The sequence below is a fragment of the Rothia mucilaginosa genome (genome assembly GCF_001061665.1).
Lineage (GTDB): Bacteria > Actinomycetota > Actinomycetes > Actinomycetales > Micrococcaceae > Rothia > Rothia mucilaginosa_A.
The window spans coordinates 213141-226618 of the sequence record NZ_JVSP01000006.1; the positions used below are offsets into that span (position 1 = coordinate 213141).

Annotated in this window: 12 protein-coding genes; 5 read left to right on the forward strand and 7 right to left on the reverse strand. The window is 62.0% G+C overall.

Annotated elements, in window-relative coordinates; all coding sequences use genetic code 11:
* Window positions 1-93: 93 nt before the first annotated feature.
* Complete coding sequence (locus ADJ95_RS04510) at window positions 94-699, reverse strand: GtrA family protein (protein ID WP_049333005.1); 606 nt, start codon at window positions 697-699, stop codon at window positions 94-96.
* 327 nt (window positions 700-1026) lie between these two features.
* On the opposite strand from ADJ95_RS04510, the gene ADJ95_RS04515 reads away from it, so the two are divergent.
* The 3 genes from ADJ95_RS04515 (at window position 1027) to ADJ95_RS04525 (ending at window position 3929) form a co-directional block, all read left to right on the forward strand.
* Window positions 1027-2157, forward strand: a complete 1131-nt coding sequence (locus ADJ95_RS04515) for a 5-(carboxyamino)imidazole ribonucleotide synthase (RefSeq protein ID WP_239662788.1) — start codon at window positions 1027-1029, stop codon at window positions 2155-2157.
* 112 nt (window positions 2158-2269) lie between these two features.
* Complete coding sequence (gene purE, locus ADJ95_RS04520) at window positions 2270-2908, forward strand: 5-(carboxyamino)imidazole ribonucleotide mutase (protein WP_049333008.1); 639 nt, start codon at window positions 2270-2272, stop codon at window positions 2906-2908.
* Window positions 2909-2927: 19 nt separating this feature from the next.
* A complete protein-coding gene (locus ADJ95_RS04525; protein WP_049333010.1) occupies window positions 2928-3929 on the forward strand; it encodes a lipid II:glycine glycyltransferase FemX in 1002 nt (333 codons plus the stop codon).
* Window positions 3930-4024: 95 nt separating this feature from the next.
* Here the strand turns inward: ADJ95_RS04525 and glpX are convergent, their stop codons facing one another.
* Window positions 4025-5032 carry a class II fructose-bisphosphatase gene (glpX, locus tag ADJ95_RS04530; protein ID WP_049333011.1) on the reverse strand — a complete coding sequence of 336 codons (1008 nt, stop codon included), beginning with the start codon at window positions 5030-5032 and terminating at the stop codon, window positions 4025-4027.
* A gap of 322 nt (window positions 5033-5354) precedes the next feature.
* On the opposite strand from glpX, the gene ADJ95_RS04535 reads away from it, so the two are divergent.
* A complete protein-coding gene (locus ADJ95_RS04535; protein WP_049333013.1) occupies window positions 5355-6086 on the forward strand; it encodes a carbonic anhydrase in 732 nt (243 codons plus the stop codon).
* A gap of 234 nt (window positions 6087-6320) precedes the next feature.
* Window positions 6321-7727 (forward strand): class II fumarate hydratase, encoded by a 1407-nt coding sequence (locus ADJ95_RS04540; protein WP_049333016.1) that lies wholly within the window; start codon window positions 6321-6323, stop codon window positions 7725-7727.
* 178 nt (window positions 7728-7905) lie between these two features.
* Here ADJ95_RS04540 and ADJ95_RS04545 read toward each other — a convergent pair whose 3' ends face one another.
* The 5 genes from ADJ95_RS04545 to mca all read right to left on the reverse strand — a co-directional run bounded on the left by ADJ95_RS04545 (window position 7906) and on the right by mca (window position 13175).
* The gene (locus tag ADJ95_RS04545; RefSeq protein ID WP_049333017.1) at window positions 7906-9657 is read right to left on the reverse strand and encodes a pyruvate dehydrogenase; all 1752 of its coding nucleotides are present in this window, start codon (window positions 9655-9657) and stop codon (window positions 7906-7908) included.
* A 182-nt stretch (window positions 9658-9839) separates the two neighbouring features.
* Entirely contained in the window at window positions 9840-10346 is a 507-nt protein-coding gene (locus ADJ95_RS04550) for an NUDIX hydrolase (protein ID WP_049333019.1), read from the reverse strand.
* Between the two features lie 127 nt (window positions 10347-10473).
* Window positions 10474-11001, reverse strand: a complete 528-nt coding sequence (locus ADJ95_RS04555; protein WP_049333021.1) for a prepilin peptidase — start codon at window positions 10999-11001, stop codon at window positions 10474-10476.
* A 112-nt stretch (window positions 11002-11113) separates the two neighbouring features.
* Complete coding sequence (gene uppS / locus ADJ95_RS04560; protein ID WP_049333023.1) at window positions 11114-11923, reverse strand: polyprenyl diphosphate synthase; 810 nt, start codon at window positions 11921-11923, stop codon at window positions 11114-11116.
* A gap of 280 nt (window positions 11924-12203) precedes the next feature.
* A complete protein-coding gene (mca, locus tag ADJ95_RS04565) occupies window positions 12204-13175 on the reverse strand; it encodes a mycothiol conjugate amidase Mca (protein ID WP_012904060.1) in 972 nt (323 codons plus the stop codon).
* Between the last annotated feature and the right edge of the window lie 303 nt (window positions 13176-13478).

Below are 13478 nucleotides of genomic sequence, written 5' to 3' on the forward strand. Positions count from 1 at the left end.
AGAGCGTGAAGATAAAGCACCGGCCCCGATACACGAAGTATCGGGGCCGGTGCTTTGTCTTTTATAGGGCTGGTGGGCTCTGAGCGGTGCCGTTTAGCGGCCGCGCTCGGCACCGGACGCGTTCGCCCCGCCGTCCTGAGCCTTGGAGCCTTCCGAGGCTTCGCCGTCCAGGATGGCGGCCGCGTCATCAAACATGTGGCCGAGTTCCTCATGGTCGGTGCCCTCACCCTTGGAGACCTGGTTACGGTGCGAGCCGTACACCCAGAAGCGGTAGAGGAAGTAACGCAGGATGGTGCCCAGGATGGTACCGATGATCGTACCGGAGATGAACGAGGCCTCCGCGGTGCGCAGGTTCAGCACGTAGGTGCTAAAGGCCACGCAGCCGGCCTCAACCATGATGCCCAGCAGGTTGACGATGCCGAATTCGACGGCCTCGCGCTTCCAGTTTTCGGAGCGGGATTCGCGGAAGGTCCACAGGCGGTTCATAAGCCACGAGAAGATGGTGGCCACGATACTTGCGACGACCTTTGCCTTCGTGTGGGACTGCGACATGACGGTCATCATGAGAACCCACACGGTAATGGAATTCACCACAAACGCAGCGCCACCGACGGTTCCGAACTTAAGCACCTCGATGCCGTAGCTGTCCCACAGGGATTTCAGTCGTTCGGTCATGGTGGGTTTAGTCTGTGCGCTCATGCGGGGCCTATCTAACAGGTGGTGTCGGTGGATAGCTTCCGGGTCCGCCAGAGCGGGGCCGCGAGGCAGAGACCGGGCGCCGGGGACTTTTCAAGCTCTTCATATGGTAGTACAGACCGGCCGGGTTATCCCTAGCCGCGCCAGATTTTTCAGTCAATACCCAGCCGGTAGCGGCAGTTTTTCCCCCGCCACAGGCAACCGCCCGCCCACAGTTCACGATACGGTTCATCTAACGTGTACGCCCCGAAGCGAGTACACTTAGGTGATGTGACTTACCCTGTGACTGGACCCGTAATTGGCGTCATCGGCGGAGGCCAGCTGGCCCGCATGATGGCCCCCGCAGCAACTAACCTTGGCCTCAACCTGCAGATTCTCGCGGAGGCGCCCACCGTCGGCGCCGTGGCGGCGGTACGCACCGCCCCCGTTGGCGATTACAAGGATCTCGATACCCTCCGCGAGTTTGCCCGCGGCAAGGATGTCATCACCTTCGATCACGAGCACGTGCCCACCGAATTTTTGCGCACCCTCATGGCCGAGGGTGTGAACGTGCAGCCTCAGCCCGACGCCCTGCAGTACGCGCAGGATAAGCTCCTGATGCGCCAGGCCGTCGAGCGCCTGGGTCTGCCGAACCCTCGCTGGGCTAAGGTTTCTACCCTGGACGAGCTTCTTGCCTTCGGCGATGAGATTGGCTGGCCCGTGGTGTTGAAGACCCCGCGCGGCGGCTACGACGGCAAGGGCGTGCTTGTGCTGGATTCCCCCGCCGAGGCCCGCGAGCGTAGCTCCGAATGGTTCGAGCAGCTGCCCTCGCGCACCGATTTCTCCGCCCTGCTGGCCGAGGAGAAGGTTCCCTTCACCCGCGAGCTTTCCGCACTGGTGGCTCGTCGTGAGAGCGGCGAGGTGCGCCCCTGGCCGGTCGTTGAGACCATCCAGGTGAACTCCATCTGTGACGAGGTGATTGCCCCCGCGCAGAACCTGGCCCCCGAGATTGCCGAGGCCGCCGCGGCCGCAGCCGTGACCATCGCCTCCGAGCTGGGCGTGACCGGCGTGATGGCCGCCGAGCTCTTCGAGGTGCCCGGCTCCCCCGCAGGCTTCTACATCAACGAGCTAGCCATGCGCCCGCACAACACCGGCCACTGGACCCAGAACGGTTCGGTGACCAGCCAGTTCGAGCAGCACCTGCGGGCCGTGCTGGATCTGCCGCTGGGCGATACCTCCGTGCTGGACGAGGTCGCCGTCATGAAGAACTACCTGGGCGGCGAGAACGAGGACATCTTCGGCGTCTACCCGCTGGCCCTCTCGGCCGAGCCTCGCGCCAAGATTCACTTCTACGGTAAGGAAACCCGACCCGGCCGCAAGATTGGCCACGTGAACATTTCGGGCCGGGTCGATGAGCTTGAGAACCTGCGCCACAGCGCCGCCAACGCCGCATCCATTTTGCGCGATGGCCGCCCCCTGTAGGCGACGGGCCACTCAAATATAGGTCGAGCGCGGGTTCTCTCCGCTGAGAACCCGCGCTCGACGCCCCTAGTGATGGTGGTATTCCACCGCATTGTGAAAGGATATGAGGATTATGTCTCAGTCTCCCTATGATTCCTCCCAGCCCATCGTCGGCATTGTGATGGGTTCCGATTCGGACTGGTCGGTCATGGAGGCCGCCGCCGAGGTGCTGGAAGAGTTCGGCATCCCCTACGAGGCTGACGTCGTCTCGGCGCACCGCATGCCCGAGGACATGATTGAGTACGGCAAGAAGGCTCACAGCCGCGGCATCCGCGTTATTATCGCCGGTGCCGGCGGTGCCGCTCACCTGCCGGGCATGCTCGCCTCGGTCACCGCTCTGCCGGTGATTGGTGTTCCGGTGCGCCTGAAGAACCTCGAAGGCATGGATTCGCTGCTGTCGATCGTCCAGATGCCCGCCGGCGTTCCGGTAGCTACCGTATCCATCAACGGTGCACGCAATGCGGGTCTGCTGGCCCTGCGCATCCTGGGTTCGGGCACCGATGCTTTCGCCCGCCAGGTGCACGACGACCTGCACGAGTTCTCGGCTAACCTGCGCCAGTCGGCTATCGACAAGGGTGCGGCTCTGCGCACCCGCGTGGCCGAGGCGAAGGCCAAGGCAGCGGCCGAGCGCGAGGCTGAGGAGAACGTCTCATCTACCCGCCCGAATTCCTCCCCCGAGGCCTCCTCGGAGCCGCAGGCTTACGTTCCCTAAGCTCGGATACACTAGAGGAATGAGCAATATTCTTCAGTCCGATATTTGGGCACGTTTTCAGGAATCTAATGGTCACACCGTAATCCGCAAGAGCGGTAACGGCTGGTCGTACCTTGCGACCGTTGAGGGCGGCGCCACCGGCCGCTACCTGTACAGCCCGTACGGACCGGTTGCTTCGAGCGCTGTGGCCTTCGACGAGGCTCTCGCGTCGTTGAAGGAAGAGGCCGCGAAGCACCGTTGTCTGTTCGCGCGTATCGAGCCTACAGAATCGGCAATCTGGGGTGACCAGGATGCCGCTGCATTCTTGGCTCGTCGCGGCGCGGTGCTGGCTCCTCGCCAGGTGCAGCCCTCGCACACGCAGATTATTGACCTCTCGGGCACCGAGGATGAAATCCTCAAGGGCATGAAGTCCAATAACCGCAATCTGCACCGCAATATCCACAAGAAGGGCGTGACCGTCGAGGTCTCGACCGATCCTTCGGATATGTCGATTCTCTTCGGCTTCCTCGAGGAGACCGCAGAGCGTAACGGCTTCAACCGTCAGCAGGACGACTACCTGATGCAGGTGGCTCGCGTGCTGATGCCCGCCGGTGCGGCATCGCTGTACATTGCGAAGCTGGCGGGCGAGAACGGTGAGAGCACCCCGATTGCGGCGGCGTTCGTGTACGATTCGGACGATACCCGCACCTACGCGCACGCGGCGGCTTCATTCAAGCATCGCCGCCTGTCAGCGGGCATTCCGGTGGTGACAAACTTCATCCTGGACGCTAAGCGTAAGGGCCTGAAGTACGTTGACCTGTTCGGCATCGCGCCGGAGGATCAGCCGGATCACGAGTGGGCCGGTTTCACGAAGTTCAAGAAGTCCTTCGGCGGCGAGTCCGTAGAGTACCCGGGTACCTGGGATGTGCCGGTCACCTCGCTGGGTTACCGCGCCTATACCCTGGCGTACAAGGCTCGTCCGGCGGTTCGCGATGCGGTATCTAAGGCCAAGGATAAGTTGCGTTCCCTGCGTTCGCGCTAACGTGTGCCGGTAACGGCGATAAGCATAAGGAGCCGCCCCCGACCGAATCACTCGGTCGGGGGCGGCTCCTTATGCTTGGGGGCTACCTCAAAGGCTTATGCTTCGCCGGGGCTCTTGGTGTGCGAGAGAATCTCGCGCAGGCGGGAGAGGCGGTGCTCAGCCTCAACGGTGCGCACGGTACCGGAGGAGGAACGCATGACCAGCGACTGGGTGGTCACAACGTTCTTGTTGTAGCGCACGCCGCGCAGCAACTTGCCGTCGGTAATACCGGTTGCGGCGAAGAAGCAGTTGTCGCTGGTGACCAGGTCGTTGGTGGTCAGCACGCGGTCCAGGTCGTGGCCCGCGGCCAGTGCCTTCTCGCGCTCTGCCTCGTCGGTCGGTGCCAGGCGGCCCTGAATCACGCCGCCGGTTGCCTTAATGGCGCATGCCGCGACGACGCCCTCGGGGGTGCCACCGGTGCCGAGCATCAGGTCCACGCCGGTGTTCTCGCGGCAGGCCGCGATAGCGCCGGCGACGTCACCGTCGAGGATGATGCGGGTACGGGCACCTGCATCACGAATCTCCTGGATCAGCTTGGCGTGGCGGGGGCGGTCCAGCACGCAGACGGTCAGCTCGCTGACCTTCTTGCCCTTAGCCTTAGCGACCAGGTGCAGGTTCTGCTTAACGGGCAGGCGCAGGTCCACGAATTCGGCGGCCTCGGGGCCGGTGACCAGCTTCTCCATGTAGAACACGGCGGAGGGGTCGAACATGGTGCCGCCGTCTGCCACGGCAATCACGGAGAGGGCGTTGTCCATGCCGAGCGCGGTCAGGCGGGTGCCGTCGATGGGATCAACCGCGACGTCGAGGGAGGGGCCGGAGCCGTCGCCGACGTTCTCGCCGTTGTACAGCATGGGGGCCTTGTCCTTCTCGCCCTCGCCGATGACCACGGTACCGTTGAAGTTGACGGTGGAGAGGCGGTAGCGCATAGCGTCGACAGCTGCGCCGTCCGCAAGATTCTTTTCGCCCGCGCCAACCCAGGGACCCGCTGCGATGGCTGCGGCTTCGGTAGCGCGCACCAGTTCCATTGCCAGGTTACGGTCGCCGTGGTTATTGTTCGTAGTCATAGACTCACCTTCGAGAATTCTTGACAGCGCCGGTTGGCTGGACCTTTCCAGCACGAAATCACCGGCGATCAGTGCTCTTTTCAGGATAGCGCGCTTACGCACCCCTTTTCTTGTTATGAACGGGTTTTCGGGCGTGTTGGTCATTCAGTGAAAGGATGCGCTCCTCTCACTCCGCGAGGGCGCGTCGCATTAGCTATTTTTTGCATCGTTAGGGCATATTTGAGTTAAGTTCTTTTGGGCGTTGGTGAGGGACCTCTCCATTGAGGCCGCTCGGGTCGCCGAAACCGCATCCCCTGCGCCCAGGTATCAAGGAGAAGACACCATGGCTAAGAAGCCCAACCAGGTTCAGCCGACCCCCGCAGAGGCATGGAAGCGTCTGAAGGACGGCAACCGACGTTTCGTTGAGGGTAGCAACGAGCACCCCAACCAGGACACCATCCGCCGCACCGACCTGGCTGCGGGCCAGTTCCCCTTCGCCTCCATCTTTGGTTGCGGTGACTCCCGCCTGGCGGCGGAAATTATTTTTGACCTGGGCCTGGGCGATGCCTTCGTGGTGCGCACCGCCGGCCACGTGCTGGAGAACGCCGCGCTCGGTTCGCTGGAGTACGCGGTTGAGGAGTTTGAGACCCCCATCGTGATGGTTCTTGGCCACGACTCCTGCGGCGCCGTGACCGCGGCCAGCAAGTCCCTGGAGTCCGGCGAGATGCCGCACGGCTTCATCCGTAACCTGGTCGAGCACATCCTGCCCTCGGTGATGTCCCCGAAGCTACCCGAAAACCCGGTCGTCAACGATATGGTTCGTGAGCACACCCGCCAGACCGCTATCCGCATTATCGAGCAGTCCCACATCATTTCGGATGCGGTGCTTGCGGGTAAGGTCGCCGTGATCGGCGTCTTCTACCACCTGAAGGAGGGTAAGGCCGAGCTCGTGTTCAGCTCGCAGGACCTCGCTCTGCAGGAGGAGAAGAACGATGAACAGAACCCGCCGACCCAGACGCTCCCCGTGGTCGTGAAGACTCCCCCGCGCGTCGTGATTGCCGAGAACCTGGACTAGAGCCCGGATTTATTTCTCCGGAGGGACGATAAAACGGCCCACCGCGAGAACCCACTCGTTCACACGCAAGACCATGTTTTTTCATGGGTAAGCCCCTCCCCTACGGTGTGTTCCCACATTCGCGGGGGTGGGGCTTTTTCCGTGCTCTGAATCCTGCAAAATTTATGAGCGTTTTTCCTTTTCTGGCACCGGATTTTGGCGACGGGGGCCACTTTGAACGCCTATGCTAGAGATATGGCTGAAAACATTGAATACCGCATTGAACATGACACCATGGGCGAAGTTCGCGTTCCGGCTGATGCACTCTACCGTGCACAGACCCAGCGCGCAGTCGAGAACTTCCCGATTTCGGGTCAGACTCTCGAATCCGCCCATATTCGTGCGCTTGCCCTCGTGAAGAAGGCAGCCGCGACCGCCAATGAGGAACTCAAGGTGCTCGACGCTGAGCGCGCCCAGGCTATCCGCGACGCAGCGGATCTGGTAGCAACCGGTAAGTACGACGCCCACTTCCCCATTGACGTCTTCCAGACCGGTTCCGGTACCTCCTCGAACATGAACGCAAACGAGGTCCTGGCAACCCTGGCAACCCGTTCCCTGGAGTCCAAGGGCATTGAGGTTCACCCCAACGACCACGTGAACGCTTCCCAGTCCTCCAACGACGTCTTCCCCACCTCCGTGCACGTTGCTGTGACCGAGGCTCTGGTGAAGGACCTGATTCCCGCTCTGGAGGTGCTCGCTGAGTCCCTGGAGCGCAAGTCTGCAGAGTTCAAGGACGTTGTGAAGTCGGGCCGTACCCACCTGATGGACGCAACCCCCATCACCCTGGGTCAGGAGTTCTCCGGCTACGCCGCAACCGTGCGTTACGGCATTGAGCGTGTGAACGCTTCCCTGCCCCGCGTGGCTGAGGTTCCCCTGGGCGGTACCGCTGTGGGTACCGGCATTAACACCCCGGCTGGTTTCTCCGCTCGCGTGATTGAGCTGCTCGCTGAGGAGACCGGCCTGCCCCTGACCGAGGCTCGCAACCACTTCGAGGCTCAGGCTAACCGTGACGGCCTGATTGAGGTTTCCGGTCAGCTGCGCACCCTGGCATACGGCCTGATGAAGATCAGCAACGACATCCGCTGGATGGGTTCGGGCCCGAACACCGGCCTGGGCGAGCTGCACATCCCCGACCTGCAGCCCGGCTCCTCGATTATGCCCGGTAAGGTCAACCCCGTGATTTGTGAGGCTACCATTCAGGTTGCCGCTCAGGTTATCGGTAACGACGCAACCATTGCTCTGTCTTCCACTAACGGCGCGTTTGAGCTGAACGTGGGTATTCCGGTGATGGCCGCTAACCTGCTGCAGTCGATCCGCCTGCTCGCTAACGTCTCTCGCGTTGCCGCCGAGAAGATGGTTGACGGTCTGACCGCTAACGTTGAGCGTTGCCGCTTCCTGGCTGAGGCTTCGCCCTCGACCGTGACCCCGCTGAACAAGCTGATTGGTTACGAGGCTGCTGCGAAGATCGCTAAGTACTCGGTGGCTCACAAGGTGACTGTCCGTGAGGCAGTTGTGGCTCTGGGCTACGTGGAGCGCGGCGAAGTGACCGAGGAGCAGCTGGATGCGGCTCTGGACGTCACCAAGATGCTGGGCAACTTCTAATCCAAATCGTCTGATCACACCGCATACAGAATCGGGTGTGGCGCTACTGTTCCTACGGTATCGTCACACCCGATTTCTTATGTTCGTCTTGCCTCCCACGTGCGCAAAGGTAGTAGATACGACGGAGGGGCCCGCCTTTCGACGGGCCCCTCCGGGAGCGTTAAGCATCCCTTACGGACTAGCTGAACTGCCTCCACGCGGACATGTTACGCAGGTTCGAGCGAGCCATTGCCACGGCCTCCGCTGCGCCGCGGTTCAGCGCAATCTTGGAGAGCGAGGTGGCGAAGCCAACAATCTGCTTGGCCTCGACCTCGGGCGGCATCGACAGAGCGTTGGGGTCGGTAATGATCTCGACCAGGGAGGGGCCGCGGTGAGCCAGGGCGGTGCGCAGCGCACCTTCCAGGTCCTCGGCCTTCTCAACACGCTGAGCTTGGAAACCAGCGGCGGTTGCGATGTCGGCGTAGTTGACGAGCGGCACATCCACGCCGAAGTCCTCGAAGCCCTGAACCAGCTGCTCAAGCTTCACCATGCCCAGGGTGGAGTTGTTGAACACCACGATGGTCAGCGGCAGATCGTACATGACCGCGGTCAGAATATCACCCAGCATCATGGACAGGCCACCGTCACCCGAGACCGAGATGACCTGGCGGTTAGGCTCGGCAATCTGGGCGCCCAGGGCCATAGGCATGGCGTTCGCCATGGAGCCGTGGAGGAAGGAACCCAGCAGACGGCGCTTGCCGTTGGGGGTGATGTAGCGGGCGGTCCACACGTTGCACATGCCGGTGTCCGCGGTGAAGATGGCGTCATCGGAGGCCAGCTCATCCAGCACGGATGCGGCGTACTCGGGGTGAATCTTGCCCTTGGTGGGGTTGTGGGTGTAGGCGCCGACGACCTTGGTCATGATCTTCTCGTTCTTCTTCAGGAGCTTCTCCAGGAACGAGCGGTCGCTCTTGCGCTGCACGAGGGGCAGAACGGCCTTCAGGGTTGCGGCAACGTCAGCCTCAATCAGCAGGTCGACGTTGGTACGGCGGCCCAACACCTCGCCGGCACGGTCAATCTGAACGGTCTGCACGTTGGGCAGGAACTGGTCGTAGGGGAAGTCGGTACCCAGCAGGAGCATCAGGTCGGAGTCCTTCATACCCTCTGCGGCCTCACCGTAGCCCAGAAGACCGGTCATTCCCACATCGAAGGGGTTGTCGTACTGGATGTACTCCTTACCGCGCATCGTGTGGCCCACGGGAGCCGCGACACGGTCGGCCAGCTGAACGACTTCATCATGTGCACCGGCCACACCGGCACCAGCGAAAATCGAAATCTTCTTGGCCGCGTTGATGCGATCGGCCAGGTCGCGCACGGTGGTCTCATCGGGAACGATAGTGCCGGGGCGGTAGTCGCCCCATGCGGGCACGTGGTCAACGGCATCCTGGATGGCAATATCGCCGGGAATCGATACGACGGCCACACCGCGGCGGGCGATAGCGTGACGCATACCGGAGTTGATGATGCGCAGGGTCTGGTGGCCAGAGACTGCCATCTCGTTGTAGACCGAGCAATCCTCGAAGATGCGCTCGGGGTGGGTTTCCTGGAAGTATCCGCTACCAATCTGGCCGGAGGGGATGTGGGAAGCAATCGCCAGCACCGGAGCGTGGGAGCGGTTGGCATCGTAGAGACCGTTGATGAGGTGGGTGTTGCCCGGACCGCATGAGCCGGCGCACACGGCCAGCTTACCGGTCACCTGGGCCTCGGCGCTTGCGGCAAAGGCCGCGGCTTCCTCGTGGCGCACGTGAATCCAGTCGATACCGCCGTTCTTCGAGCCGCCGGAGGCGCGCACTGCGTCCACGATGGGGTTCAGGGAGTCGCCCACCACGCCGTAGATACGCGTGACACCGGCCTCGACGAGCTGTGCGACAATCTGTTCTGCCAAGTTCATAATTACCCTCTTTCGTTGGCGTTCCACGGGGTGCAACGGCCCGGTGGGGAACGCTGTGTATCCCCTCAGACTAGCACTCTTTCCTCGTCAAAGAAGGTCTTGCTTTTAAAACACTTAGGGTGTATCAACTTGGCATAAAGTCGGGTCTCGTTCGCGCAGGGCGGAGGGCAACCCTCGCTTGGCTAGTCCTCTTCCGGCGGCACCGACTCCAAACCAAAACGGCAGTGGCCGTCATAGTTCAGCGCTGCATCAATACGGTCCAGCATCCGCTCAGAAAGCAACGCACGCTCCGCCGGGTCAGACACATCCACCCAACGCACCTGCGAAGACTCCTCGTCGTTCACCTTCGCCTCACCAGAAACCCAGCGGCACAAGAACGTATGATCCAAGAACTGGCAGCGGTCACCATTGCCGAACTGCATCGGCGGGTCAGCCTTCACCTGTGCCAGCTCCAGCACCTCAATCTGCACGTTCGCTTCCTCCTGTGCCTCACGCAGGCAGGTCAGTGCGGGGCTCTCGCCCGGGTCCACAATGCCCGTGATCGGGGTCCACGCCCCGTTATCGCTACGGCGCACCAGCAGCACCTTAGCATCCTGCTCACGGTACACCACAGCCGTCGCACCGGACAGCCACAGGTAATCCGAACCAATCCGCTCACGTAGCTTACGGATATAGGGAGGAGTAGGCATAACATCAACCTTTCAAAAGCCCCGGCAGTTCTGCCGAGAAATAGGTGCTAGGGAGCAGAGCGAACAGCCGCGAGCCGCACGAAGAACAAGCCCGCCGCTTAGCCGGACGGTCACCCTACTTCGGAATCTACCACAGAGAATACGCCGGAGCCACCAACGCCACCAGCGCACCCAGAAGCATAAACGGGCCGAACGCAATGCGGGTGCTACCGCGCGCCTTCGTGAACAGCACTAGAGCCAAAGACACCAGACCACCGGCAAGGAACGTTACCAGCGACGCCCAGCCCAGGTTCGCCCAGGACAGGTACCCGAGCACGCCGCCCAGGATACCGGCGAGCTTCACATCCCCGCGGCCCAGCGCGCCGAAGGACAGAATACGCAGAAGCAGGTAGCAGAACCAGAGCGCCAGACCGGCACCAATCACGCGCCAAATATCGGCGGGGCGGCCCGCAAAAAGCAAAGATACAGGCAGCGCCGTATAAGTGGCAATAGCCAAAGGAATCAGGATGCGGTGCGGCAGGCGGTGCTCCCGCACGTCAATACGCCACAGCCGCAGAGCGCACCACAGGAAATACAGCAGGTAGCTGCCGAGCACCAGAGCGGCAATAACGGAGGCGCCTCCAGCGTTGTAGAGGCGGGAAAGCTCAGCGAGCATAGAACGTCCATTCTGTAATGCTGGAGGGTGTACTACCGGAGGCTACTAGTTAGGAACAGCCTGCCAAGAAACACGAGCCAACGGCGCTAGACCCTTAGCCTCTAGGAAGCTTCTAGGAACCGAAACGGCGGGAACGGTTCGCGTAGTCCCGCAGGGCACGCAGAAAATCAACGCGCGTGAAATCCGGCCACAGGGCACGGCAGAAATAAAACTCGGAATACGCGCTCTGCCAGGTCATAAAACCGGACAGGCGCTGCTCACCCGAAGTGCGAATCAGCAGGTCCGGGTCAGGCATATCGGCGGTGTACAGGTGCGAGGAAATATCCTCAACGTTCAGCAGGTCAGCCATATCCTCGAGAGAGGTTCCCTTCGCGGCGGCTTCGAGCAGAACCGAGCGGACCGCATCCACAATCTCCTGGCGGCCGCCGTAACCGACCGCAATGTTCACCCGCACGCCGGATAGGTGCGCAGTCTGCTCAATCGCCCAGTCCAGGCGCTCGTGCAGCTGCCGAGGAATCAGGTCAATATTGCCGATAGCGCGCACCGGACCGCACGCAGACTCCACCAGCCGTACCAGGAAGTTATCGATGACCGCCACCAGGCCGGTCAGTTCCTTCTCGGGGCGCTTGAGGTTCTCAACCGAGAGCATGTACAGGCTCACCTGCGGAATCGACAGCTCGGTGCACCAGGCCAGAAAATCAATAATTCGCTCCGCACCGGCGGCGTGGCCCTCACGGGTGCTCAAGCCGCGCTGAGCCGCCCAGCGGCGGTTACCGTCCACCAGCACTCCAATGTGGGCGGGCAGGATTTCAGGGCTCAGCGAGCGCTCCAGGGCCCGCTCGTAGACGGTCAGCTCCGTGACAGTACCGGGGTTGCTGGCATGACCGTGCACGGTAATCACGGGCAGGGCGTTAGCGCTCATGGCTCGTACCTCATTCGGCTGTCGAAGCGGATGCATCACGGGCTCTACGGTGTGAGAGCCCAAGCTCTAATTCTACGCCCCGGGCGCGCGCCGCGGGGCTCCCCGCGGGTGCGGAAGGGCTGAGAATCGGCTCAAAATTTGTGGCATCTGGTGGCGGCATTCGGGGTTGTGTGCAGAGGCTGCACACATGATGTGCCTAAGAATGGATGATGCCCTTCACCTACGACTCATATCGTGGGTGAAGGGCATCATTGGCTAACGTGGGGCGTTGCGCCCCAGCCTAGATGACGTAGTAGTCGCTCAGGCCCTCGTCCAGGCTAGATTCGGGCAGCTGAACCTCAGCGTGCGAGGCGGCCAGCGTGTAGTCCTCCCAAGGCCAAATATCCTTCAGCTGTTCGCTGGGAACGGCGAAGAACACGCCGTTCGGGTCCACCTGCGAGGCGTGCGCGCGCAAAGCCTGATCGCGCTGCTCAAAGTGGTCGGTCACCAGGATGCGGGTCGTAGTCTCGTGGCGAGGCGCCTCCCCCGAGGAGGCGCGGTGCGCGAGGTTCTCAATCCAGCCGCTCAGCAGGCTCTCACCGTGCGTATCGAGCAGATGCTCGTGCAGGGCGAGGGTGCGTTCGGGGTTGAATGCGCGGTCGTAATAGAGCTTCAGCGGGGTCCAGGGCTCGCCCTCACCCACGTAGGCTTCCGGGTCGCCTGCCTTCTCGAATGCTTCCACGGCAACCTTGTGGGTCATGATGTGGTCGGGGTGCGGGTAGCCGCCAATCTCGTCATAGGTGATGATGATGTGCGGGCGGTACTCACGCACCAGACGCACGAGCGGCGCGGCGGCACGATCCAGGGGCATGGTGCCGAAGCTACCGAAGGGAAGCGGCGGCATGGGGTCGCCCTCGGGCAGACCAGAGTCGAAGAAGCCAATCCAGCGGTGTTCAATACCCATAATCTCGCGGGCAGCCGCCATCTCAGCGCGGCGCAGACCCGGTAGGTCGCGGTGCGCACGCGGGCTTTTATCGATCTCCTCATTCAGGATGTCACCGCGCTCGCCGCCGGTCATCGTCGCCACCATGAAGCGGGCACCACGGGCAATATACGCCGAGGCGGTACCGGCGCCCTTGGAGGACTCGTCGTCCGGGTGTGCGTGCACGGCCAGGATGCGCAGACCGGTGTAGTCCTCCTCCAGCGGCTTAATAGCCTCGACGGGAGGGTGAGTCGGCAGGTTCGCCTTCAGCTGTTCGATGGCTTCGCTCACGGTGGTCTCCTTTAGGTGATGCGCCAGGGGGTCGATGATGTGTCTGTGACTCGCAAATGCGAGCGCTACACGGCAGAAATTTTACGGTTGTAGCTTCTCGTATGATACCCAAGGATAGCGCCGGTGCACTAGCGCAGATGACGCCGTGTGACATCGTGAAACGTGCCGTCATATCAGCAGATTCACGGGCATGAAACAGTCTGATACTGGCGGAGTGTTCAGCTACCGGCGTGCGTACCGACGAAGGTGCGCTCAGAGGGGAAGAAGCGACCGAGCTACCAGCCGAAAACCCTCCGGTGCTCT